This is a genomic window from Leucobacter exalbidus, from assembly GCF_017834145.1.
In the GTDB taxonomy this organism is placed as follows: Bacteria; Actinomycetota; Actinomycetes; order Actinomycetales; family Microbacteriaceae; genus Leucobacter; species Leucobacter exalbidus.
In genome coordinates, this window is record NZ_JAFIDA010000001.1 from 2,303,171 (window position 1) to 2,325,163 (window position 21,993).

At 65.5% G+C, this 21,993-nt stretch carries 20 protein-coding genes and 3 tRNA genes; 14 read left to right on the forward strand and 9 right to left on the reverse strand.

Annotated elements, in window-relative coordinates; genetic code table 11:
• The first annotated feature begins 68 nt into the window (after positions 1 to 68).
• A complete protein-coding gene (locus tag JOF28_RS10475; RefSeq protein ID WP_209705703.1) occupies positions 69 to 848 on the forward strand; it encodes a sulfite exporter TauE/SafE family protein in 780 nt (259 codons plus the stop codon).
• Between the two features lie 127 nt (positions 849 to 975).
• Here the strand turns inward: JOF28_RS10475 and JOF28_RS10480 are convergent, their stop codons facing one another.
• Positions 976 to 1,764 carry an HAD-IIA family hydrolase gene (locus JOF28_RS10480; RefSeq protein ID WP_209705704.1) on the reverse strand — a complete coding sequence of 263 codons (789 nt, stop codon included), beginning with the start codon at positions 1,762 to 1,764 and terminating at the stop codon, positions 976 to 978.
• 53 nt (positions 1,765 to 1,817) lie between these two features.
• Here JOF28_RS10480 and pgm point away from each other — a divergent pair, with 53 nt between their 5' ends.
• Together pgm and pheA are read left to right on the forward strand one after the other, a co-directional pair.
• The gene (gene pgm, locus JOF28_RS10485; RefSeq protein ID WP_209705705.1) at positions 1,818 to 3,470 is read left to right on the forward strand and encodes a phosphoglucomutase (alpha-D-glucose-1,6-bisphosphate-dependent); all 1,653 of its coding nucleotides are present in this window, start codon (positions 1,818 to 1,820) and stop codon (positions 3,468 to 3,470) included.
• Between the two features lie 38 nt (positions 3,471 to 3,508).
• Entirely contained in the window at positions 3,509 to 4,453 is a 945-nt protein-coding gene (pheA, locus tag JOF28_RS10490; RefSeq protein ID WP_209705706.1) for a prephenate dehydratase, read from the forward strand.
• Positions 4,454 to 4,500: 47 nt separating this feature from the next.
• On the opposite strand, the gene JOF28_RS10495 is transcribed toward pheA, so the two are convergent.
• Positions 4,501 to 5,499, reverse strand: coding sequence for a diacylglycerol/lipid kinase family protein (locus JOF28_RS10495; protein WP_209705707.1), 999 nt, complete (start codon positions 5,497 to 5,499; stop codon positions 4,501 to 4,503).
• A gap of 125 nt (positions 5,500 to 5,624) precedes the next feature.
• Between JOF28_RS10495 and serS the strand changes: the two genes are divergently transcribed.
• Positions 5,625 to 6,896: a serine--tRNA ligase gene (serS, locus tag JOF28_RS10500; RefSeq protein ID WP_209705708.1), complete on the forward strand. Its 1,272-nt coding sequence runs from the start codon at positions 5,625 to 5,627 to the stop codon at positions 6,894 to 6,896.
• Positions 6,897 to 6,901: 5 nt separating this feature from the next.
• Entirely contained in the window at positions 6,902 to 7,774 is an 873-nt protein-coding gene (locus JOF28_RS10505; RefSeq protein ID WP_209705709.1) for an HAD family hydrolase, read from the forward strand.
• Between the two features lie 48 nt (positions 7,775 to 7,822).
• On the opposite strand, the gene JOF28_RS10510 is transcribed toward JOF28_RS10505, so the two are convergent.
• Positions 7,823 to 8,695, reverse strand: coding sequence for a sulfurtransferase (locus JOF28_RS10510; RefSeq protein WP_209705710.1), 873 nt, complete (start codon positions 8,693 to 8,695; stop codon positions 7,823 to 7,825).
• Positions 8,696 to 8,827: 132 nt separating this feature from the next.
• Between JOF28_RS10510 and JOF28_RS10515 the strand changes: the two genes are divergently transcribed.
• The 4 genes from JOF28_RS10515 to JOF28_RS10530 all read left to right on the forward strand — a co-directional run bounded on the left by JOF28_RS10515 (position 8,828) and on the right by JOF28_RS10530 (position 12,129).
• Positions 8,828 to 8,918 (forward strand) — tRNA-Ser (locus JOF28_RS10515).
• 94 nt (positions 8,919 to 9,012) lie between these two features.
• Positions 9,013 to 9,477, forward strand: a complete 465-nt coding sequence (locus JOF28_RS10520; RefSeq protein ID WP_209705711.1) for an SRPBCC family protein — start codon at positions 9,013 to 9,015, stop codon at positions 9,475 to 9,477.
• Between the two features lie 325 nt (positions 9,478 to 9,802).
• Positions 9,803 to 11,266 carry an amino acid permease gene (locus JOF28_RS10525; protein ID WP_245189933.1) on the forward strand — a complete coding sequence of 488 codons (1,464 nt, stop codon included), beginning with the start codon at positions 9,803 to 9,805 and terminating at the stop codon, positions 11,264 to 11,266.
• A gap of 161 nt (positions 11,267 to 11,427) precedes the next feature.
• Entirely contained in the window at positions 11,428 to 12,129 is a 702-nt protein-coding gene (locus JOF28_RS10530; protein WP_209705712.1) for a Pr6Pr family membrane protein, read from the forward strand.
• Between the two features lie 51 nt (positions 12,130 to 12,180).
• Here the strand turns inward: JOF28_RS10530 and JOF28_RS10535 are convergent, their stop codons facing one another.
• On the reverse strand, positions 12,181 to 12,654 hold the full coding sequence (locus JOF28_RS10535) for a hypothetical protein (RefSeq protein WP_245189934.1): 474 nt from the start codon (positions 12,652 to 12,654) through the stop codon (positions 12,181 to 12,183).
• A gap of 160 nt (positions 12,655 to 12,814) precedes the next feature.
• On the opposite strand from JOF28_RS10535, the gene JOF28_RS10540 reads away from it, so the two are divergent.
• Together JOF28_RS10540 and JOF28_RS10545 are read left to right on the forward strand one after the other, a co-directional pair.
• Positions 12,815 to 12,886 (forward strand) — tRNA-Thr (locus tag JOF28_RS10540).
• Positions 12,887 to 12,919: 33 nt separating this feature from the next.
• Positions 12,920 to 12,993, forward strand: a tRNA-Met gene (locus JOF28_RS10545).
• A 200-nt stretch (positions 12,994 to 13,193) separates the two neighbouring features.
• Here JOF28_RS10545 and JOF28_RS10550 read toward each other — a convergent pair.
• The 3 genes from JOF28_RS10550 to JOF28_RS10560 form a co-directional block, all read right to left on the reverse strand.
• The gene (locus JOF28_RS10550) at positions 13,194 to 13,961 is read right to left on the reverse strand and encodes a DUF4822 domain-containing protein (protein WP_209705713.1); all 768 of its coding nucleotides are present in this window, start codon (positions 13,959 to 13,961) and stop codon (positions 13,194 to 13,196) included.
• Between the two features lie 201 nt (positions 13,962 to 14,162).
• Positions 14,163 to 14,789 (reverse strand): response regulator, encoded by a 627-nt coding sequence (locus JOF28_RS10555; RefSeq protein ID WP_209705714.1) that lies wholly within the window; start codon positions 14,787 to 14,789, stop codon positions 14,163 to 14,165.
• Positions 14,786 to 16,075, reverse strand: coding sequence for a sensor histidine kinase (locus tag JOF28_RS10560; RefSeq protein WP_209705715.1), 1,290 nt, complete (start codon positions 16,073 to 16,075; stop codon positions 14,786 to 14,788). Before JOF28_RS10560 ends, JOF28_RS10555 begins: the two co-directional genes overlap by 4 nt.
• A 154-nt stretch (positions 16,076 to 16,229) precedes the next feature.
• On the opposite strand from JOF28_RS10560, the gene JOF28_RS10565 reads away from it, so the two are divergent.
• Complete coding sequence (locus JOF28_RS10565; RefSeq protein WP_209705716.1) at positions 16,230 to 17,066, forward strand: SDR family oxidoreductase; 837 nt, start codon at positions 16,230 to 16,232, stop codon at positions 17,064 to 17,066.
• Between the two features lie 56 nt (positions 17,067 to 17,122).
• Here the strand turns inward: JOF28_RS10565 and JOF28_RS10570 are convergent, their stop codons facing one another.
• Complete coding sequence (locus JOF28_RS10570; protein ID WP_209705717.1) at positions 17,123 to 17,776, reverse strand: response regulator; 654 nt, start codon at positions 17,774 to 17,776, stop codon at positions 17,123 to 17,125.
• The gene (locus JOF28_RS10575; RefSeq protein WP_209705718.1) at positions 17,773 to 19,530 is read right to left on the reverse strand and encodes a sensor histidine kinase; all 1,758 of its coding nucleotides are present in this window, start codon (positions 19,528 to 19,530) and stop codon (positions 17,773 to 17,775) included. Before JOF28_RS10575 ends, JOF28_RS10570 begins: the two co-directional genes overlap by 4 nt.
• A 187-nt stretch (positions 19,531 to 19,717) precedes the next feature.
• Between JOF28_RS10575 and JOF28_RS10580 the strand changes: the two genes are divergently transcribed.
• Both JOF28_RS10580 and JOF28_RS10585 read left to right on the forward strand, forming a co-directional pair.
• Positions 19,718 to 21,232: a CitMHS family transporter gene (locus JOF28_RS10580; protein WP_209707019.1), complete on the forward strand. Its 1,515-nt coding sequence runs from the start codon at positions 19,718 to 19,720 to the stop codon at positions 21,230 to 21,232.
• A 52-nt stretch (positions 21,233 to 21,284) separates the two neighbouring features.
• Complete coding sequence (locus JOF28_RS10585) at positions 21,285 to 21,983, forward strand: DUF1345 domain-containing protein (RefSeq protein ID WP_209705719.1); 699 nt, start codon at positions 21,285 to 21,287, stop codon at positions 21,981 to 21,983.
• The last annotated feature ends 10 nt before the right edge of the window (positions 21,984 to 21,993 follow it).

Genomic DNA, 21,993 nt, shown 5'->3' on the forward strand with positions numbered 1-21,993 from the left:
GGGGAAGCTCAGCTGGGCGAGCGCATTACCTCCTGCGTTATTTGAACGACACGAAGGCGTCACGCGATATGGCCCAAGAAATTCGACCCCACGCGATCTGGTTGGCACTGATTGGGGTCGCTGGCGGCCTCATGTCGGGCCTGTTTGGTGTCGGCGGGGGCACGATCATCGTGCCGGCGCTGGCCATCTGGCTGTCGATGCCGCAAAAACTATCTGCGGGCACCTCGGTGCTTGCGATCTTGCCGACGGCGATCGTGGGAGCGACGACCTACGCACTGCAGGGCCAGGTCGACTGGATCGCGGCGATCTGCCTCGCGCTGGGCATGATCGTGGGCGCGCAGCTGGGCACCATCCTGCTGCAAAAGCTTTCGGTTGATGTGGTGCAGTGGTCGTTCATGATCTTCTTGGGCATCGTGATCGTGACGCTCTGGTTCGTGGTGCCGCACCGCGATGCACAGATCGACATGACCTTCTGGACCGTCTTCTTCCTTGTGGTCACCGGCTTCGCCGCGGGCATCCTCTCGGGGCTGCTGGGCGTGGGCGGCGGAGTAATCGTAGTGCCGGTGCTGATGTTCTTCTTCGGCGCGAGCGACCTGATCGCGAAGGGAACTTCGCTGCTGATGATGATCCCCGGCTCCATGTCGGCCACCCTCGGCAACGTGCGCCGCCAGAACGTCGACTTCCGCGCCGCCGCCTGGGTGGGCCTGGCCGCCTGCCTCTTCGTGCCACTCGGATCGCTGCTCGCTGGCTGGATCGACCCGTTCTGGGGCAACGTCGCGTTCTCGCTCTACCTGGTGTTCGTCGTCACGCAGATGCTGCTGCGCTGGTTCAAAAACCGCGCCAAGTAGCGTGCGGCGCCGGCCTCGCTGAGGCACGGGCCCGCTGCGATCTGGGATCCGGATCAAAAAAGCGCCGCGGTGTGATGATCGCTCATCACACCGCGGCGCTGATTGTGGGCGCAGCCCGAAACTTCGGTTACAGCAGGTCGGCGACCGACTTGAGTACCTCGTCGGGGCGGAACGGGAAGCGCTCGATCTCGGCGCGATCGGCGATGCCGGTCATCACGAGCACCGTGTGTAGGCCAGCCTCCATGCCCGCGACGATGTCGGTGTCCATGCGGTCACCGATCATGCCGGTGTTGTGCGAGTGCGCACCAATCTTGTTGAGCGCCGAGCGGAACATCATGGGGTTCGGCTTGCCAACGACGTAGGGAATCTTGCCCGTCGCCTTGGTGATCAGCGCGTTGATGGCGCCGGTCGCGGGCAGCACGCCCTCCATGCTGGGGCCCGTCGCGTCGGGGTTCGTCGAGATGAAGCGCGCGCCGCCGATGATCAGGCGAATCGCCTTGGTGATCGCCTCGAACGAGTAGCTGCGCGTCTCGCCCACGACCACGAAGTCGGGGTTCGACTCGGTCATCGTGTACCCGGCGTCGTGCAGCGCGGTGTGCAGGCCGGCCTCGCCGACCACATAGGCCGACCCGCCGGGCTTCTGCTGCTTCAAGAATGCGGCGGTGGCCAGCGCGCTCGTCCAAATGCGATCCTCGGGCACGTCGATGCCCGATGCGGCGAGGCGCGCGCTGAGATCGCGCGCGGTGTAGATCGAGTTATTGGTGAGCACGAGGTAGGGCGTATCGGTGTCGCGCCAGTGCTGCAGCAGCTCAGAAGCGCCCGGAATTGCCTGATTCTCGTGCACCAGCACGCCATCCATGTCGGTCAGCCAACATTCGATCGTTTCGCGGCGGGGGTGCGGCTCTACATGCGTCATATCAATAGCGTAGCCCGCGTGTGTGAACCGCGTGTTACTGGCAGACTAGATTCATGCATGAGCGAGCAGGGGTACCGGCCACCGTCGAGGATCTGATTGATGTCGAGGCGCTGCTTGCGGCGTATTTCGCGGAGGTGCCAGACCCGCGGGTTGCCGCCGAGCGTGTCGTCTTTGGCACCTCGGGGCATCGCGGGTCGTCGCTGAAGCGATCCTTCAACGAGGCGCACATCATTGCGATCAGCGCAGCCATCGCCGAATATCGTGCGGCGCAGGGCATCGCGGGCCCGCTGTTCATAGGCGGCGACACGCACGCGCTCTCTGAGCCCGCTGAGCACACCGCACGCGAGGTGCTTGCGGCGGCTGGCGTGCACGTGTTGGCGCGATCCGGATCAGGGGATGAGGTCTTCGTTCCGACGCCCGCGCTCAGCCACGCGATCCTCGCCCACAATGCGGGTCGCGATGCTGACGACCCGCAGCGCGCCGATGGCATCGTGATTACACCGAGCCACAACCCGCCGGGCGATGGCGGGTTCAAATACAACCCGCCCCACGGCGGCCCCGCAGACACCGACGCGACCAACTGGATCGCGGCCCGCGCCAACGAGCTGCTCGAATCGGGCGTCGCGCAGGTGCCGCGCGCCGGGCGCGACGGCGTCGAAGGCACCCCGGTGGGGCGCTATGACTTCCTCGGTGAATACGTCGAGTCACTGGGCGAGGTGATCGACATGGCCGCGATTCGCGAGGCCGGCGTACGCTTCGCCGCGCACCCGCTTGGCGGCGCGAGCGTCGCGTACTGGGCGGCCATTCGCGACCGCTTCGAGCTCGATCTCACGGTGCTGGGCCCGGGCGTCGACCCGCAGTGGGCGTTTATGCACCTCGATTGGGATGGCAAGATTCGCATGGATCCGTCGTCGGCGAACGTGATGTCGACCGTGGCCGAGCACCGCGACGACTTCGCGATCGTCACCGGCAACGACGCAGACTCCGATCGTCACGGCGTTGTGACGCGTGACGCGGGGCTGATGAACCCCAACCACTATCTCGCGGTCGCGATTGATTACCTGCTGTCGCACCGCCCCGATTGGCCCGTGACCGCCGGCATCGGCAAGACGCTCGTATCGTCGGCGCTGATCGACCGGGTCGTGGCCGGGCACGGCCGCGAACTGCTCGAGGTGCCCGTCGGGTTTAAGTGGTTCGTACCGGGCCTCGCCGATGGCAGCGTGGTCTTTGGTGGCGAGGAGAGCGCGGGGGCGTCGTTCCAGCGCTTCGACGGCTCTGCGTGGAGCACCGATAAAGACGGCATTTTGCTCGCGCTGCTGGCCGCCGAAATTCTTGCGGTCACCGGCCAGACACCGTCTGAGCGGTACCGCGAGCTCGCCGACCGCTTCGGTGAACCTGCTTACGCCCGCATCGATGCGGCGGCGACCCCCGAGCAGAAGGCCCGGCTGGGTGCGCTGTCTGCCGCAGACGTCACCGCGACTGAGCTTGCGGGCGATCCGATCACCGCGATTCTCACCGAGGCGCCCGGCAACGGGGCCCGCATTGGCGGCCTCAAGGTACAGACTGCGAACGCGTGGTTTGCCGCGCGCCCCTCGGGCACCGAAGACGTGATGAAGATCTACGCCGAATCATTCTTGGGCGCCGAGCACCTCGCGCTCGTGCAGCGTGAGGCGCAGGCGCTCGTGCAGCGGGTGCTCGCGGGCTAACGCCTCGGCGGCGCCCGCGAAACGGTACCCTGATGACTATGACTTCGACCCCTGCACCGCTGCGCCGTTACTCCTACCTGGGGCCGGCCGGAACCTTTACCGAGGCGGCGCTGAAGCAGGTGCCCGAAGCGGTGGGGCAAGAGTGGCGCCCGGTCGATAACCTCGGCGAGGCACTGCAGCACGTCGTCTCGGGCGAAAGCGACGCCGCGATGATCGCGATCGAGAACTCGATCGATGGCGGGGTCACGGTGGCGCAAGACGCGCTCGCGACCATTCCGGGCTTGCGCATCGTGGGCGAGTACCTCGTCTCGGTGAACTTCGTGCTGGTCGCACGCCCCGGCGTCGCGCTCGAAGACATCACCGTGGTGTCGGGGCACCCGGTGGCGTATGCGCAGTGCCGGGCCTGGCTCGACCGCGCGGTGCCCCAGCATCGGCACCTCGTCGCGACCTCAAACGTGCAGGCCGCCGCCGACCTCTTTGACACCGCCAAGGGGGTCGACGCGGCCATCGCGCCGCCCGGCATTGACGCCCACTATGACGTCGAGGTGCTGGGCGAAGCGCTCGCCGAAAACCCCGACGCGGTCACCCGCTTCGTGCTCGTGAGCCGCACGGCGCCCGTCGCCGAGCCCACGGGGGCCGACAAAACCTCGCTCATCGTCGAACTGCCCGAAGACCGTGCGGGTGCACTGCTCGAACTGCTCGAACAGTTCTCGACGCGCGGCGTTAACCTGACGCTGATCGCCTCGCGCCCCATCGGCGACCGCATGGGCCGCTACCGCTTCGTGCTCGACGCCGAGGGGCACGTGCGCGATGAACGCGTCGCCGATGCCCTGCTGGGTGTGAAACGCTTCAGCCCCAATGTCGTGTTCTTGGGGTCATACCCGCGCGCAGACCAGGTGGTGGCGAGCATCAGGTACGCGCAAGATGACGCGGCCTTCCGCGAAGCACGCGACTGGCTGAGCGCGGAGTGCTTGGGGGAGTAACCCCGCTTCGACTGGCTTGGCGCTGGCCTCAGCAGGCTGCCCCGGGCTTAGCCCTGGGGCACCCACTCGGGCAGAATGCGCACGACGAGCGCCCCCGCATCGACGGCGCCGTTCACCGCTGTCGCCAGCCCAAAGTCATCGCCATCCAGCTGCACGGGCTCGGGTGACGGCACCGAAAGCGAGAACCGCTTCGCCTGCATATAGGTGACGCTCTTCGTGTCATTGACGAGGTCGATGATCTTGCGCCCCGTTTTCGACTTGCGCAAGACGCCGTTCTCCCAGCCGATCTTGTTCCAGATGCGCAGCCACGAGAACGGGCCGAGCGGCCGCAGCGCCACCACATCGAGCTTGCCGTCGTCGAATTTTGCGTCGGGAATCAGCAACACCCCGCCGGGCAGCAGCCCGCAGTTGCCGATCATCACGCTGTACACCGAGAGGTGATCGGCGGGGGTGCCATCGACCGAGTAGTGCACCTCGAGCGGGCGATCCTTAATCATGGTGCGCACGCCAGCATCAATGTAGGCCAGCCAACCCACCCGCTTTTTCAGTGCCGCCTGGGTGGTGGAGATGGCGCGCGCATCGAGCCCCATCCCCGCGAGCACCAAAAACACGTGCTCGCTCTCGCTGTCATCGCTGCGCAAAATGCGAGCAATGCCGAGGTCGATTTTGCGGCTGCGGCCAAAGAATGCGGCGCGGGCGCACTGCTCAACATCATTCAATGGCATGCCGAGATTGCGGGCGAGCAGATTGCCGGTGCCCTGGGGCATCACCGTGAGCGGCACCCCGGTGCCGCGCAGCCCCTCGGCCACGGCCCGAATGGTGCCGTCACCGCCGCTCGCAAGCACCACATCGGCGCCATCAGCGAGCGCGCGCTTCGTAGCCCCCACCCCAGCGTCGGCCTCTTCGGTCTCATACCACTGCGTGGGTGTCCAGCCAGCGAGCTGCTCTTGTGCCGAGACCGCCGCACGTAACGCGACGAGGTCAGTCTTGAATGGGTGGTAAACGACGGCCGCGCTGGGTTGCGTGCGCGCGGGGGAAGAAGGCATGGCTCCAGCGTATCGCGGCGACCCGAGCCCCAGCCTGTCACTTGCACACCTACAAGCCCGCACTTCCGCCGAATTCATGCACACCACACCACACGCGCCCAGCCGCGCCCGAGTAAGCTAGAGCCGTGATCGATCCAGTACTGCTCCGCAACGATCCCGAGTCCATCAAGCGCTCTCAGCGCGCCCGAGGCAAAGACGAGGCGGTGGTTGACGAGGCACTCGCCGCCGATGCCGCGCGCCGTCAAGCCCTCGGCGAGTTTGAGACATTGCGCGCCGAACAGAAAGAGTTCGGTGGCCGGGTCAAAACTGCGCCCAAAGACGAAAAGCCCGCGCTGATTCAGCAGGCCCAGGTGCTGTCGGCCCAGGTGAAGGCTGCCGAAGCCCGCGCGAAAGACGCCGAGCTTGCGCTCGAGACGCTCGCTTTGCGCATCGACAACATCGTCATCGACGGTGTGCCCGAAGGCGGCGAAGAGAACTTCGTCACGCTGCGCACGGTGGGCGACCAGCCCACGTTCGACTTCGAACCGCGTGACCACCTCGAGCTGGGCGAACTGCTCGGCGCGATCGACATGGAGCGCGGGGCAAAGGTCTCTGGCGCCCGCTTCTACTTCTTGCGCGGCATCGGTGCGCGCCTCGAACTCGCGCTCATGAACATGGCGCTCGACCGCGCGCTGCAGCACGGGTTCACCCCGCTGATCACGCCGACGCTCGTGAAGCCCGAAATCATGCAGGGCACCGGCTTCCTCGGTGAGCACGCCGACGAGGTTTACCACCTGCCCACGCAAGATCTGTACCTGACCGGCACCAGCGAGGTCGCCCTCGCCGGGTACCACTCCAACGAGATCCTCGATCTCGAGCGCGGCGCCATGAAGTACGCCGGCTGGTCCACCTGCTACCGCAGCGAGGCCGGGTCACACGGCAAAGACACCCGCGGCATCCTGCGCGTGCACCAGTTCAACAAGCTCGAAATGTTTGTGTACACGACCCCGGCCGATGCCGAGGCTGAGCACGACCGCCTCGTGTCGTACCAGGAAGAGATGCTCACCGCGCTCGGCCTGCACTACCGCGTCATCGACGTGGCGGCCGGCGATCTCGGCTCGAGCGCCGCACGCAAGTTCGACATCGAGGCGTGGGTGCCGACGCAAGATGCGTACCGTGAACTCACCTCGACGAGTAACTGCACCACGTACCAGGCTCGCCGCCTCTCAACCCGCTTCCGCGGCGAGACCGGCAAGACCGAGCCTGTTGCCACGCTGAATGGCACGCTCGCGACCACGCGTTGGCTGGTTGCGATCCTCGAGACGCACCAGCAGGCCGACGGCAGCGTCATCGTGCCCGAGGCACTCCGCCCCTACCTCGGCGGCCTCGAAGTACTCACCCCAACCACAGGAGTCTAATTTCCATGCTGCCCCAGGTTGCGCCAGCCGAGCGCCACATGATTGCGCTCGATCTCGACGGAACCGTGCTCGACCACGGGCAACACGGTGACGATCAGATCCCGGCTGAGGGCTATATTGATCCGGATCTTGCTCGCGCCATTCGCGCGTTGCACGAAGCTGGGCACGAGGTCATCATCGCGACGGGCCGCTCGGTCGACGCGACGCTGCCTATCGTGGAAGCGCTCAAGATTCGTCCCACCTGGGTCATCGCAGCCAACGGGGCAGTGACATTGAAGCGCGATGCCCTCGCGCCGCGCGCCTACCGCAGCGAGATCGTGGAGGCGTTTGACCCCACGAGCGCGCTGAAGAAGATTCGTAAGCAGCTCACGAACGCCCGCTACGCGGTTGAGCTCGCGGCCGGCGGCTTCCTGTACACCGATCAGATTCCGGCCGGCACGTTGCCCGCCAACCAGCGGCGCGTGCCGTTCGAGGAACTGCTCGGGGTGCAGGCCAGCCGCGTGGTCGTGTTCTCGCCCGATGAGCAGCTGGAGTCGTTCATGAGCGCCGTGGAATCGCTGGGGCTCACCCACGTGTCGTACTCGGTGGGCACCTCATCGTGGCTCGACATCGCCCCCGACGGGGTGACGAAGGCGAGCGCGCTCGAACTGCTCGCCTCGCGCCTCGAGATCGACCGCTCGCGCGTCTTCGCCGCGGGCGACGGCCGCAACGACATCGACATGCTGCGGTGGGCGGCCCGCCACGGTGACGCGGTGGCCATGGGCCAGGCGACACCCGAGGTGCAGGCGGTCGCCAGCCGCGTGACCGGTCCTGTTGAAGAGTCGGGGCTGCTGCACGCCCTGCGCGACCGCTTCCCCGAGCTCTCAGCGCTCGTCTAAGGCGCTGCCCGCGCGGCGCGTGTACACACGCGCCGCGCTCCGACCGCGTTAGGGCAGTTCGCCCGTCGCAACGGGAAGCTCGTCGTGGTTTGACCACTGCGACCACGAGCCGGGAAATAGGGCGCCGCCGAACCCGGCGAGCGCGAGGGCCACGAGCGTGTGCGTCGCGGTGACGCCCGAGCCACAGTACGCGGCGATGGCCTGAGCGCTATCGACCCCGACCGTGCTGAAGCGTGCCCTGAGCACGTCACCGGGGAGGAAGAAGCCGTCGCGCGTGAGGTTGCCGCCGGTCGGTGCGCTGACCGCCCCGGGAATATGGCCCGCGCGCGGATCGATCGGTTCTTGGATGCCCGCATACCGTTCGGCCGCTCGCGCATCAATGAGCTTGCCACCGGCGGCCACGAACGGTTCCACCTCGGTGAGTTCAATCGCGGGGAGCTGAGCGCTGCTCAGCGTGACATCGCCGGGCTCGACTGCGGGGGATCCGGTTTCAAGCGTGCCGCCCGCGGCGACCCACGCCGGGAGCGCACCGTCGAGCAAACGCACGCGGCCGAAGCCGGCGTTGAGTAGTAGCCACCAGGCGCGCGCCGACGCATAGTTACCGCCACCGTCGTACACGACCACTTCGTCGTCATCGTTCAGCCCCCATGAGCGGGCGGCTGCCTGAAAGTCTGCGGGGTCGGGGAGCGGGTGCCGGCCATCTTGCGCCGTTTTATGCTGCGCGAGCTGCGTATCGAGGTCGACGTACACGGCACCTGGCAAGTGGCCGGCAGCGAATGCCTCCCGGCCGTCGGGCTGCGGCATCGTCCACCGCACATCGAGCAGACGAGTGCGGGGCGACCCCGCAGGGAAGTCGCGTTCTGATTCAAGGCGGGCTTGTAAGGCATCGACGGTGATGAGGATCGAGTCGCGGTTCGTCATGGTTTGGACTCTAACGGTGATGGCGGGTGGCGCGCGCGAGACACCGCGTGCTGACGGCGAAATCACGGCGATTCTGAGCGAGTTTTCGTGTGCATTTCATTTCTGGGCACTTGTTTTGCTAAACTCGTTCGTGGAGGGTTGTCCGAGCGGCCGAAGGAACTTGTCTTGAAAACAAGCATGTAGTGATCCTGCATCAGGAGTTCAAATCTCCTACCCTCCGCCACTAAAGCCCCTGACCGGAATTCGTTCCAGGTCAGGGGCTTTTTCGTTGCGCTCCGAGAGTGCGCCAGCTGCGGCGCTGTCGGTAGGATGCCGGTATGTCATCGCTGACGCACTCTGAATCCATTGTCATCTCGGCTTCACCAGACGAGGTGTACGCCGTCGTGTCAGATGTCACTCGCACGGGGGAGTGGTCGCCCGTGTGCAACGCCTGCTGGTGGGATAAGGGCGACGGCCCCCGGATAGGCGCGTTCTTTACCGGGCGCAACGTGACCCCGGAGCGTACGTGGGAGACGCGCAGCGAAGTGGTGATCGCCGAGCCAGGCAAAGCCTTCGGGTGGAGCGTGGCCGAGGGGCGCGTGCTGTGGACGTACTCGATGCAGCCGGTTCCCGCGGGCACCGAACTCACCGAGTCGTGGGAGTTCACCCCGACGGGGCAGGCGTTCTTCGCGCAGAAAATGGGCGAACGGGCCCCCGCCGAGATCGAGAGCCGTCGGCAGGCCGCGCTATCGGGTATTCCGGTCACGCTCGCGGCGATTAAGCGCATCATCGAACAGGGCTAATTTCGGGATCCCTCGTGAGCGAAAACGCGACCGAAATGAGGCCCAACGAGTAATCGTGTGGCCCGCAATAGAGCGGCGCAGATGAGCGGTGCATTTTCAGTAAACCGGCCCGCTGCGGCGCTGGACGGCGCCCCGACCCGTGGGTGAGAGACCTGATATTACGGCGTGTTTTTACGCCGCGCACAAAGGCAAAGCTGAACGTTAGGTGAATCTCTCCAATACCCTCAATTAGGGCGAGCGTCAAGCGTCGACTATTCTTTTCAAGTCCCTTCTCAGGATCGCCGCGTTCTCGTGCCGATCGAGCCAGTCAGGAACTTCCCTTCATATGAAATCCGCCTCTCCCCAAGAGGGTCCGTCGCACCCCAAGTCAACTGATGGCTTGAACCAGCACGGCGGCAAAAAGCTTCGCCCCCGTCACGTCACCATGATCGCCCTCGGCGGCATCATCGGCGCCAGCCTCTTCGTCGGATCCGGCAACGTGATTCGCTCAGTCGGCCCCGCCGCCATCATCTCCTACCTCGTCGGTGGCCTGCTCGTATTCCTCGCGATGCGCATGCTCGGCGAGATGGCCGCCGCCCGCCCCGCGATCGGCTCCTTCATGGAGTACGCCCGCGTCGGCCTCGGTGACTGGGCCGCCTACCTCGTCGGTTGGCTCTACTGGTACTTCTGGGTCGGCGTACTCGCGTACGAGGCCGTGCTGGGCGGCGAAACCCTCAATGCTTGGTTCAGCTTCCTCCCCTCGTGGGCCTGGTCGCTGCTGCTGCTCGTGCTCTTCGTCGGCACCAACCTGATCTCGGTGCGCACCTTCGGCGAGGTGGAATTCTGGCTCGCCAGCATTAAGGTGCTCGCGATCATCGTGTTCCTCGGCGCCGGTGTGCTGTTCGCCCTCGGCTGGTGGCCCAACTCAAGCTTCTCGATTCCCAACCTGTGGGAGCACGGCGGCTTCGCCCCCAACGGGTACGGAGTCGCCTTCACCGGCGTGGCCCTCGTGATCTTCTCGTACTTCGGCACCGAGATCGCAGTGATGGCTTCGGCCGAGTCTGAGGACCCCGCAAAGGGTATTCGCCAGGCGACCAGCACCGTGATCTGGCGCATTCTGCTGTTCTTCGTAGGTGCCGTCATGGTGATCGTGACGATCGTGCCCTGGAACGAGCTGCCCGAGCCCACCAACGTTGCGAACGCTCCGTTCACTTACGTCTTCACGCTGTTTGGCATGCCGGGTGCTGCGATCGTGATGCAGCTCGTGATCTTCACGGCCGTGATCTCGGTACTGAACTCGGGCCTCTACTCGGCCTCACGCATGTTCTCCTCGCTCGCCGAGCAGGGCTACGCGCCCAAGCTCATCGCGAAGCGCGCCAAGAACGGCGTGCCCGTGATGGCGCTGATCGCATCGACGAGCGGTGGCGTCATTGCCACGATCGTGAACTTTGCGTCGCCCGACTCGGGCATCTTCCAGTTCATCATGAACTCGGCCGGCCTCGTCGCCCTCTTCGTGTACGTCTTCATTGCGCTCACGCAGATGCGCATGCGCATGAAGATGACGCCCGAAGAGGTCGCCGGGCTGAAGCTCAAGATGTGGCTGCACCCGTGGCTGAACATCTTGCTCATCGTGTCGATCATCGCGATTCTCGGCGTCATGCTGAGCAGTGAAGATGGCCGCACGCAGGTGTGGACCAGCCTCGTCGCCACTGGCGCACTCGTGCTGTTCTGGCCGCTCGTGCGCCGCAACCTCGCCAAGAAGCGCGCCGAGAAGGCCGCCGCCGAAATGGCTGAAACACCCGCCGCGTAACGCAGGCAATATCGCAGCGCCCGTGGGATCAAACCTGATCTCGCGGGCGCTGCTGTATCTGGGTGCGAGATGCAGCTACTGTGTGAGCACGAGACCAGCAGTTGGGGGCAACGATCGGCGAGGCGGCCGCGCGTTGTGTCTTGGCAACGAAAGGCACGCACATGCTCAGCACACGTCGCACGCACGGCAGCCCGCAGCGGGCCGGCGCTGAGCCGCACGGGTCACCCGTGCCTCAGGGGCAGCCGTCGCTCACGCTCACGCTCGGCAGGGGGTTGCTGGCCGCGCTGATTGTGGTGGCAGTGGTGGCGACCACGCTCGATACGGCCTCGCGCACCCCGATCAACCCGTTCAACTTCTTCGGGTACTTCACGGTGCAATCCAACATTTTGATGGCGGTGATCTGGGCGGGCTGCGTGGTAGCCGCCAGCGCCAAGATGGCGCGGCTGCCGCGCGCGTTTGCGTACGCCCGCGGCTGCGTCACCACTTACATTGTGATCGTGGGCATTGTGTACGCGCTGTTGCTCGCGCCCCTCGGTGCTGCGGGCGGGGTGCCGCTGCCCTGGGCTAACGTGGTGCTGCACATCGTTACGCCCATCGCGGCGCTGCTCGACTGGCTGCTCACGGGAAGCGAGCAGTCCCTGCGCTGGCGGCGACTGCCCATCGTGCTCGCCTACCCGCTCGTGTGGCTGGCGGTCGTGCTGGTGCGCGGCGCCACCGACGGCTGGGTGCCCTACCCGTTCCTCGACCCCGCCACCGGCTACGGCAGCATCACGGTCGTGGCGATCGGCATCGCGGTCGCGACGCTCGCGATCGGCGCGCTCGTGTTCGCGCGCTCACACCGCGGCGTCAAAGTGGCAAGCTAACGAACGGCGCTGGGGAGACGGGGCATGATCCGGATCATCCCCCGTGCCTCGCTACGCGAGCGGGTGCCGCATCATCTCGCCCTCGCCCGCGTACTCCTCGACCTCGGGCTTGGGGTCGCGCGCATCGGCGTAGGCGAACGCGATCGCGGCACCGAGGAACCCGAACGAGACGATGCCGAGCGGGTTACACAGCGCGATCGACATCTCGGCCAAGAACGCCGAGCCCGCCGCGTGGCTGAGGATCGACTGCAGCTGGCCCGCCACGAGATCGGGCACGGTAAACCCAAACCCGATCGCGCAGGCCCACGAAAGGATCTGCGTGACGACCGTGGCGCGGCCGATGCGGCGGCCGCGGGCGCGCGTCACCGCGATGCGGCGCGCAAGCCAGTACGACACCGCAATGTAGCCGAGGCCGATGGTGGGCAGGTACCACCAGGTGAGCTCGCCACCGAGGCCAAAAGCCCAGCGGCCCAGCGTCATCCACGCGGCCATCAGCACGCCCATAATCATGGCGAAACGAGTCATCGAATTGGCTCCTTTGTTCGGAATCAACTGTAGTCTCGGTGGCCTGTGCGATGCCGCTACGCCTTGCCACGAATGGAGACACGCCCGCGCTGCATGGCTGACTTTCGCCCTGGCCAATAATGCTGTTATTCTATAACGGTTGTCATCGCAAGGTGGCTTCGCCCTGATAGCTCAGTGGTAGAGCACTTCCATGGTAAGGAAGGGGTCCCGGGTTCAAATCCCGGTCGGGGCTCTGACTTGTTTCATCTTCGGGTGAAGAAGTTTTGGCTGTGTAGCTCAGCTGGTTAGAGCGCACGACTCATAATCGTGAGGTCGCGGGTTCGAGTCCCGCCTCAGCTACGAGAAGTTCCAGAAACCCCCGCTTATGCGGGGGTTTTTGCGTACCCGGGGTAGCTGCGGGCTGGCTCGAGCGTTCACGCGCCGTGCCGGTGGGCCGTTGATGGGGCCGGTTGGTGCGGCAGCCGCATCGCGGTCAAAGCACAGTAGGCCCGGTGTGCCACCCTCAAATAGGTGGCACACCGGGCCTGCTGTCTTACTGGTTATGCGTTGCGGCGCTTCATGCGAGCGACAAAGGCTGCTGCGACGCCGAGGAGTACGAGGGCGCCGCCCGCGATTCCGACGGTCGCGGGCAACCCGGCCCCCGTGACCGCGAGAGCGTCTGCGTCTGCAGCCGCGTTGGCATCTGCCGCTGCATCAACGTCGGCTACCGGTGCCGCTGCCGGTTCTGCGTGCTCAGTGGGGGTGTGCACGATGTCGTAGTGCACCTCGGGGGCGTTCTCGTCGGGGATCACGCGGTAGGTGAACTCGTTATCGGTGAGCTCGGTGATCGGTACGACGCGGGTGAACATGGGTTCACCGTTGTCGTCGAACGCGGTGATGGTGCGGGTGCTGCCCTCTGCTGCAACTTCCCAATCACCCTGCATCTTGGGCGAATCATCGAGGTTGTACATCGTGAACGTGCCGTTCACGTCGTAGTACGCCCAGCCGACAAAGTTGGCGACGGCCTCGTTGTCGAGGGCGACGGGGTTGCCATCTTGGTCAACGGCGCCCGTGGTTTCCCACGCGGTCGAGGCGAGCACCTCTGACGGCGACTGCGCCGCGTTCTCGGCCACGGCCACCACCGAGGTGAACGGGCTCGTTGCCGGAGCCATCGTGCCCGCTGTGGCGAACGCGCCGGCCGCAGGCAGCAAGCACATCGACGTGGCTACGACCGCGGTCGCTGCCAAAAGCTGGCCACGGCCACGCAGACGGGTACGCTGCATCGGGGCTGAGGTGGCTGAATCTGAGTGAGAAATACGATCAAACATGAGAAATCCTTGTCATCGGCGTTCGCTAACTTCACAGGCCGGTCGAGTGCGGCCTCTGCGATCGCCTGCCCCGAAACCGGGATTAACTGGCGACTGATTCCAGATTACGAGCGATGAAAACGGAGCGAATCAATCGATCGGTTGAACCTGCTTTTCTCACGCACGGCTCAATCTCACCATTGCTGGCGGGCGCAATGCTCCTTAGATCCGGATCAAACCCCGCCGCACCGCCGTCGCCACCGCAGCCTGCCGGTTATCGGAACCCAGCTTGGTGAACGCGTGATGCAGATGCGTTTTCACGGTCGCCTCGCTCACCACCAGCTCACTCGCGACCTCGCGGTTCGACAGGCCCGCCGCCACGAGCGCGAGCACCTCGAGCTCACGGCCGGTGAGCGCGTCATCGGGGTGTTCGGTGCGGCGCCCGAGCCGCTCAGTGATGTTGCCCGCCTGCGCTCCCTGCCCGGTGGCCGCCGCGCGAATCGCGTGAAACACATCATTCGGCCGGCTATCTTTCACCAGGTACGCGGTGGCGCCGGCATCGGCCGCGCGCACCACATCGGCATCAGAATCAAACGCGGTAAACACGATCACCCGGGCCGGGTTTGGCAAGGCGCGCAGCGCACGCGTGACCTCAATGCCGCCCGGCACACCGTCCCCCAGATCGAGATCGACGAGCGCAACATCGATGGGATGGGTGTTGGCCTGGGCCTCAGCTTCAGCGAGTGACCCGGCCTCTGCGAGCACCTCGAAATCGGCCTGGGTTTCGAGCAGCGCCCGCATTCCGTGCCGCAAAATGGGGTGATCATCAACGAGCATGATGCGAATCATGAAGGGGTCTCGCTCTCTGCACGCTGGGTGCCGGTGCCGGTGGCCTCGCGGTCGGTGGCGCTGGCTGTATTGGTGTTGGTGTTGGTGTTGGTGCTGGTGCTGTTGTTTGCGTCGGCGCGATCGAGCGGAATGCTCGCGGCGATCACGGTGCCGCCGCCGGGCCGAGATTCGATTGAGAGCGTGCCGCCGAGGTTCTGCGCGCGCCAGGTCATCGCGCGCAGGCCGAACCCGACGCCCTCGCGCTGCGCGACCGCATCGGGGTCGAACCCCGGGCCAGCATCAGCAATGTCCACGCCCACCGATTCGGGGAAGAAGGTGACCGTGACCCGCGTCGCCGTTGAGCCCGCATGTTTGGCCGCGTTCACGAGCGCCTCTCGGGTGATGCGCTGGAGGGCGTGCACGGTCTCCTCTGCCACGAGTGTTTCGTGGCCCGAGAGCACGAACTCGGCGCCCGCCGCCTCGGCCTCCGCCCGCAGTGCGCTCGTGACGGTGGCACCACGGGTCTGCGGATCTGCGAGCCCATGCACGAGCCGCCGCGTCTCAACGAGGGTCTCTCTGAGGGCTTCGCCAGCGGCTGACACCGTCGACTGTGCGGCCGGCCCCTCACCCAGGTGCTGTGCTGTCTCGATCATCAGCAGCGCACTCGCGGTGCGCTGCACAACAGTGTCGTGGAGTTCACTCGCGACCCGGTTGCGCTCGCTCAGCACACCGGCCTCGCGTTCAGAGCGTGCGAGCTGGGACCGGGTCTCGGTGAGCTCGGCGATCACCGCACGTTTCTCGTCGAGCGTGCGGGTGACCGTGGCGTACGCATACGACAGCACGAGGCCGCCAAAGAACGGGCCCAGCACGAGGCCAAGGTCTTGCCCCTTCGACATCAGCCACAGCCCGAGGCTCACCGCGATCACGATGAGGCCCGAGACCGCGAGCGCGATACGGGGCGTCAGCACCCGGTGCATCGCAAAGATCAGCGCAAACGCGCACCACCCAAAGGACGGGGCGATGACCGCGAGTGGGAGCCACAGCAGGGTCGCGAGGAACAACCCGATCCGCTGCCCGCTGAGCGGCCCACCCACCGCGGCCGCGCGCTCGGCAGCCACCGCGGCGGCGACATAACTGAGCCCGGTGCCGAGCGCCAATACCAGCACGACCACGCCGGTGCCCGCGAGCGCGTGAAACGCGAAGTAGCGCAGGGCGCACACCGAAAGTAACAGCGCGAAGCCGAGATCGACGGCGCGATCGAGTGCGGGGCGGCTCTCTCGAAGGGCAGATCTGGTGCGAAGGCTCACCCCGGTAGGTTAGCGCGTGCGCACCTCGGGCGGCCAGATTTGTGAAGCGCAGCGTACTGCAGCGAGCTGCTTGTTACATGCAGTGGTCAGGAGTACATTGGGGCCAGCGCGGCGCGGTGCGCTGGCCCATACACGACCCTTGAAAAGGAACTCAATGTCAGACGTACTGGTAGTTATCGGAATCGGCGGAATGGGCGAGGCCATCGCGCGACGCATGGGAGCCGGCAAGAAAGTATTGCTCGCAGACTTCAGCGAAGAAGCCCTGCAGCGTGTGGGATCGGCGCTCTCGGGCGACGGCATCGATGTGACCACAAAGCGCGTCGATGTGTCATCGCGACAGTCTTTGATTGAGCTGGGCCAGGAAGCAACCAAGCTCGGTGCGGTGCGCCAGATCGCCTTCACCGCGGGGCTGTCACCCGTGCAGGCGCCGATCGGGGCCATTCTGAACGTCGATTTGGTGGGCGTCGCCTACTTCCTCGAAGAGTTCGCGAGCGTGGTGGCTGAGGGCGGCTCGGCAGTCGTGATCGCCAGCATGGCGGGCACCTTCGTCGCAGGCCGACTCCCCGCTGAGCTCGAGGCCGCGCTGGCGCACACCCCCGCCGACGAACTGCTGGCGCTGCCGTTCTTGCAGGGCGAAGCGGTGCCCAACAGCGGTGCCGCCTACGGCATTGCGAAGCGCTGCAACCAGCTGCGCATGCAGCCCGCCAGCATCACCTGGGGTGCCCGTGGTGCCCGCGTGAACTCGATCAGCCCCGGCGTGATCTCCACCCCGATGGGTCAGCAAGAGCTTGAAGGAGAATCGGGCGCAGGCATGCGGTCAATGGTTGAGGGCTCGGGCACCGGTCGCCTCGGCACCCCCTTCGACATTGCCGCGGCCGCAGCGTTCCTGCTCGGCCCTGACGCCAGCTTCATCACGGGCACCGACCTGCTGGTCGACGGCGGCGCTGTCGCCGCAGTCAAGACGGGCACCGTTCAGCTCGCGGGGGCATAACCCCGACCCCCGACCCCTGACCCCGCCTGACACAACAGGCGGGGTCTTGACGCCGGTTACCGGAGCAGCGCGTAGCGGTGCTCCGGTCGACCGGTGAGGCCATATTGCAGCCGCACACCCACCTTCATGCGGGTGGCCAGAGCAGCCAGGTGACGCTGCGCGGTGGCGCGAGAGATGCCCAGCCGCTCGGCGACCTCCGTCGCCGATGACTCACCGGCGCGCAACTCATCGAGCACCAGTTTTTCGGTCGCCGATCGTGAGAGCGTGAGTGGGGCATCGGTGCCGTTCAAAATGGCGAGCGCTCGGTCGATGGCCTCCTGCTCAAGGTCGGTGCTGCCCGCCAATAGATTGGCGTAGCGCGAATACCGGTTGAGGCGTTCGGCGAGCACCCGGCGTTCGAACGGTTTGATGAGCACCGACAACGCCCCGGCCCGCAGCGCGCGACGTACGGTGGGGCCGTCGCCCGCGGCCGTAATAATGAACGCGTCGATGTTGCACGCGCGCACGAGTTCGATGCCGTCGCCGTGCGGCAGATGCACATCGACGAGCAGTAAATCGGGCTGTTCGGCCTCGATGGTGGCCAGGGCATCGGCGACCGTGAGCGCGGGCTCGAGCGCCACGAACCCCGGCTGCGCATCAATAATTTCGCGATGAATACCGGCGACGCGAAAATCGTCATCGATGATGAGGGTGCGAATGGGATGGGTCATGAGCCGTCCTCTGCTGCGTCGAAGGTATACGGGAGGGGTGAAACGGCTTGGGTGATCCGGGCCGCAAAGACTGCGCCCCCGTGGCCTGGCCCACCCGGGTCCACCACCCAGAGGTCGCCGCCGGTGGCGCACACGATCTCGCGGGCAAGCGAGATGCCGACGCCGTGCCCGTGGACGGGCCCAGCCATATTCGCCGCGCGCTCACCGCTGCCCGCTGCAGCCGGGCCCCGCTGTTGAACGGTGCGGTCGAACACGTCGACGCCGTCGGTGATGCCGGCGCCAGAGTCGGTGACCGTGAGGATCAAATCTGTCTGGTCATTGAGCGCTGACACCTCAACCCACCTGGGGGCGGGCGCTTTCACGGCCGCCTGAACGGCGTTATCGATGAGGTTGCCCAGTACCGTGGCCGTGGCCTCGGGCCTGTAGAGCGTGCCCATGACGTGTGAGTCATCAGCCACGCGCAGCCGCACGCCGTGGGCTCCCGCCTCGATCGCTTTGGTTTTGATAAACGACCTGAAGAACTCGTCATCGAGGGCGTCAAGCCCGGGCACCGGGTATTCGACTGATCCGCGCAGGGACAGCTCGCCCAGAAAGTCCCGGGCCTCAGTGACGCGATTGGCGTCGATTAATCCGGTGGCGACGTGAATGCGGTTCGCAAATTCATGCCGCTGCACGCGCAGTGCGCTCGTGACCGCTTGCGCTGTTTCGAGCTGCTCATGCAGGGTCACGACGTCGCTTTGGTCGCGCACAATCAGAATCCATCCGAGCGCTTTGCCGTTGTGCACCACGGCGCGCTGCTCGATGAGCAGGGTGCGGCCGTTGTGCACGATGCTGCGTGGCCGGTCTGCCGGGCTTGGGCTTGGGACTGCGTCTATGCCCGCTTCAACACCGGGGGTCAGCGGCACGGGAATGCCGAGCTGGGCCACTGCAGAGCCCACGGGGGAGTCGAGCCCGAGCAGCGTTTCGGCCGCCGAATTACACACCTGCACAATGCCATCGGCGTCGATGCCCAGCATGCCGTCGCTGATGCCGTCGAGCACGGCCGTTTGATGCTGCACGAGGGCGGTGAGATCGTCGGGTTGCAGGCCGAGCGTGGCCAGCTCAAGCCGGCGACGAATGAGCAGCATTGCTGAAGCGGCGAGGGCGAAAAGAGCCAGCGTAAACAGCACGGCAAATCCCACGAGGGTGGGCAAATTGGTGAACACGCTTTCGCGTTTGAACCCCACGCTCACCTCGCCCACCGGCTCACCGTTTGCGAGGGTATCGTCGCCGGGTTCGAGCCCAAAGATCGGCACCTTTGCGCGGGCCGATTCACCCAGCGTGCCCTCCTCCCACTCCACGACTTCATTGCCGAGCAGCACCTGTTCATACGGGGTGCTCACCTCGAGCCCCAAGCGAGAGGGATGGGGATGCGCGAGCCGAATGCCGTGGTCATCAGTGATGACGATGAAGAGGGCACCGGTGCGCGGGGCGAGCGCGAGCGCCGCTTGTTGGAGTTCGCCCGTTTGCAGTTCAGCGGCGGGAGGTGTGCCCGGCAGGCGCGAGTACTCGGTGACGAGCTCTCGCACCGAAACATCTTCGGCGACCGTGCGGGCAATGCTGAGGGCTGAGGTTTCTGAAGCTTTGCGCAGCTGCTGCGCGGCCAGCCCCCAATACACGCTCACGCAGAGCGCGAGAATGGCGGCGATGATGCCCAACGGAGCCAGGATGGTGCGGGTGGTGAGCCGTAAGCGCACCCGGTCTGGCCTGGTCATGCGTTCCATCCTGTCAGGTGATGCGCACAAATCCGGTTGCACATAATGCGCAAAACCAATGCTATGCGCAGAACGTTCAAATCGAGTGCTACCGGGGCAAAAGTGGTCGCTTGCCCCCATGATGGGCAAGACCGCCGACGGCGGGTTGACGACAAAGGAGTTATCAATGCGTGCACGTGTGATCGGAATGCCCTTCCTCAGTGAGGAGGCTCCCCAGTACGATTTGGCGTTTATGCCGCCCGAGTGGGTGCTCGTGATTCTCGGGTTCACCATGGTCTTGGTCTTTATGACGCTCATCATGACCAAGCGGCTCACCCCGATGGTGGCGCTCATTCTCGTACCGACCATCTTCGGGCTCTTTGCGGGCGCGGGCCTGGGGCTTGGCGACATGGTGCTCGACGCTATTGCCAGCATGGCTCCCACGGCCGCGCTGCTCATGTTCGCGATTATGTTCTTCGGGATCATGATCGACGTGGGGCTCTTTGACCCCCTCATCAAATTCATCACCCGGTTCTTGGGCGATGACCCGGCCAAGGTCGTTCTCGGCACCGCCATTCTGGCCGCCGCAGTGTCGCTCGACGGTGACGGCTCAACCACCTTCATCATCACCACCTCGGCGATGCTGCCCATCTACCTGCGGCTCGGCATGAGCCCGGTGGTGCTCACCTGTGTCGCCGGCCTTATGAACGGCACCATGAACATCCTCCCCTGGGGCGGGCCGACCGTGCGCGCGGCGACCGCACTCGATCTGCAGGTGTCAGATGTTTTCGTACCGATGGTGCCCGCCATGGTGGTCGGCCTGCTCGTCGCGCTCGGGTTCGCGTGGATGCTCGGGCTGCAGGAGCGTAAGCGTTTGGGCCACTTCGATGACCTGCGCCTCTCGGGCGACTCGGCTCAGGGGCTGGGTGCTCCCAAGTTCTTTCGGGGCGCAGACGCCAAGCCGGGGGCGCGTGCTGCGCTCAACACCGGCAATCTGGTGACGATCGCGGGCGGTCACGGCTCAGTGCCCGTCGCGCAGGTTGACCCCGCCGATACCGCCATGGCCGACACCATGCTCGACCCCGATCGCGATACGCTGCGCCCCAAACTGGTGTGGTGGAACCTGCTGCTGACCACCGCGGTGATGGTGCTGCTGGTGCTCGACATCATGCCGCTGCCGTACGTGTTCATGGTGGGCGCCGGCCTCGCGCTCGTGCTGAACTTCGGCAAGATGAAAGATCAAGCCGCCGAGATCGTCGCCCACGCCCCGAGTATCGTGGGCGTCGTCTCCATGGTGCTTGCCGCTGGCGTGCTCGTGGGCGTGCTCTCGGGCACCGGCATGGTCGACGCGATGGCCTCCTGGATCACGAATGTGTTGCCTGCGGCCGTGGGCCCGTTCCTCGCCCCCATCACCGGCATCCTGTCGATCCCGTTCACGTTCTTCATGTCAAACGACGCGTTCTACTACGGCATTCTGCCTGTGCTCTCACAAAGCGCATCGGTGTACGGCATTGAGCCCGTCGAAATGGCCCGGGCCTCGATCATCGGGCAGCCCGTGCACCTGCAGAGCCCGCTCGTGCCAGCTATTTTGCTGCTGGTCTCACTCGCCGGAGTGAACCTCGGCGATCACCACAAGAAGGTACTGTGGCGGGCGGTAGTGGTGTCCTTGGTGATGCTCGCGATTGGGTTGGTCTCTGGCGCGATCCCGTTCTTCGCCAGCTAACCGATTACGGGGCAGCGCCTCCCGACAGGCGCTGCCCCGCTACGATGCGTATATGAGCAACTCCTCACCCCGCTCTCGTGTACACCGGCGTGCGCTGATCGCGATCATCGCGGGTCTTGCCGCGGGCACCGCCGTCACCCTGCACATGGATCTGGCCACCGGCATCGTGGCCGGCTGGGGCGTCCTCGCCTTCGTGAACGTGCTGTGGGTGCTGCTCTTTATCTGGCCGATGGATGCCGAGGCCACGCGCGCGCACGCGATTGAGCAAGACCCGGGGCGCAGCCTCACCGACACAATCTCGGTGGTCGGCAGCCTGATTAGCCTCGGCGGGGTCGCCCTCGTCATCGCCCACTCCGAAGAAACCCACGATCCGGTGCAGCAGTACCTGCTCTCGGGCGTCGCCGTATTGAGCGTCGCGACCTCGTGGGCACTGATCCAAATCGATTATGTGCTGCGATATGCGCGGGTCTATTACGCCCCGGCGGCAGCTCATTCGCGCCCCGGATCCCCACTCGACAGCCCCACAGACGGACTTTCTGGCGGCATCGTGTTCAACCAAAAAGAGCTGCCCGAATACACCGACTTTATTTACTTCGCGATTGGGCTCGGCATGACCTATCAGGTCGCCGATACCAACGTCACCAACAACAGGATTCGCCGCATCGTGATCGGGCACACGGTGCTGGCGTTCCTGTTCGCCACGGTGATCCTCGCGACCATCGTCAACTTGGTCACCAGCATCGGGTCGTAGCCCCGAGGGC

Bases quoted from the DNA above. Each gene is read 5' to 3' on its own strand.
- JOF28_RS10520 (WP_209705711.1), top strand. From the start codon at position 9,013: ATGTCATCGCTGACGCACTCTGAATCCATTGTCATCTCGGCTTCACCA.
- JOF28_RS10555 (WP_209705714.1), bottom strand. From the start codon at position 14,789: ATGATTCGCATCATGCTCGTTGATGATCACCCCATTTTGCGGCACGGA.
- JOF28_RS10530 (WP_209705712.1), top strand. From the start codon at position 11,428: ATGCTCAGCACACGTCGCACGCACGGCAGCCCGCAGCGGGCCGGCGCT.
- JOF28_RS10505 (WP_209705709.1), top strand. From the start codon at position 6,902: ATGCTGCCCCAGGTTGCGCCAGCCGAGCGCCACATGATTGCGCTCGAT.
- JOF28_RS10495 (WP_209705707.1), bottom strand. From the start codon at position 5,499: ATGCCTTCTTCCCCCGCGCGCACGCAACCCAGCGCGGCCGTCGTTTAC.
- JOF28_RS10475 (WP_209705703.1), top strand. From the start codon at position 69: ATGGCCCAAGAAATTCGACCCCACGCGATCTGGTTGGCACTGATTGGG.
- JOF28_RS10480 (WP_209705704.1), bottom strand. From the start codon at position 1,764: ATGACGCATGTAGAGCCGCACCCCCGCCGCGAAACGATCGAATGTTGG.
- JOF28_RS10570 (WP_209705717.1), bottom strand. From the start codon at position 17,776: ATGACCCATCCCATTCGCACCCTCATCATCGATGACGATTTTCGCGTC.
- JOF28_RS10535 (WP_245189934.1), bottom strand. From the start codon at position 12,654: ATGACTCGTTTCGCCATGATTATGGGCGTGCTGATGGCCGCGTGGATG.
- JOF28_RS10580 (WP_209707019.1), top strand. From the start codon at position 19,718: ATGCCCTTCCTCAGTGAGGAGGCTCCCCAGTACGATTTGGCGTTTATG.
- JOF28_RS10550 (WP_209705713.1), bottom strand. From the start codon at position 13,961: ATGTTTGATCGTATTTCTCACTCAGATTCAGCCACCTCAGCCCCGATG.
- JOF28_RS10525 (WP_245189933.1), top strand. From the start codon at position 9,803: ATGAAATCCGCCTCTCCCCAAGAGGGTCCGTCGCACCCCAAGTCAACT.
- pheA (WP_209705706.1), top strand. From the start codon at position 3,509: ATGACTTCGACCCCTGCACCGCTGCGCCGTTACTCCTACCTGGGGCCG.
- JOF28_RS10585 (WP_209705719.1), top strand. From the start codon at position 21,285: ATGAGCAACTCCTCACCCCGCTCTCGTGTACACCGGCGTGCGCTGATC.
- pgm (WP_209705705.1), top strand. From the start codon at position 1,818: ATGCATGAGCGAGCAGGGGTACCGGCCACCGTCGAGGATCTGATTGAT.
- JOF28_RS10575 (WP_209705718.1), bottom strand. From the start codon at position 19,530: ATGACCAGGCCAGACCGGGTGCGCTTACGGCTCACCACCCGCACCATC.
- JOF28_RS10565 (WP_209705716.1), top strand. From the start codon at position 16,230: ATGTCAGACGTACTGGTAGTTATCGGAATCGGCGGAATGGGCGAGGCC.
- JOF28_RS10510 (WP_209705710.1), bottom strand. From the start codon at position 8,695: ATGACGAACCGCGACTCGATCCTCATCACCGTCGATGCCTTACAAGCC.